This window comes from Virgibacillus sp. 7505 (assembly GCF_002272135.1).
Lineage (GTDB): Bacteria > Bacillota > Bacilli > Bacillales > Amphibacillaceae > Terribacillus.
On record NZ_NPBF01000243.1, the window covers coordinates 1 to 249 of the forward strand.

Sequence of the window (249 nt, forward strand, 5' to 3'; positions counted from 1 at the left end):
ATAGTAGAAATACATTGCCTCGCGGTTTCCCTCTTTTATGAGTTATTTGCTGCTTCTTCAAGATTCTCTATCGTATCATTGAAGCCGTTCACTTCCATCGCTTTTGCAATGAAGTTATTGTATTCTCCACCAACAGAAAGGACTTTCTTAGCTACCTCAACCGCATCCTCTGATTTGTAGGCTTCACGCAAGTCTTTGCTGCGGAAGTTCGGATAAACAGTAGTCTCAATAGCAACACGCGCATAGAAA

The 249-nt window shown here is 41.8% G+C and carries 1 protein-coding gene; it reads right to left on the minus strand.

All coding sequences use genetic code 11. The annotated features are described in order from the left end of the window. Nucleotides 1-35 precede the first annotated feature (35 nt). Nucleotides 36-249, minus strand: a 214-nt coding sequence (locus CHH91_RS18790; RefSeq protein ID WP_483372417.1) for a phage tail assembly chaperone, incomplete at its 5' end; no start/stop codon positions are given.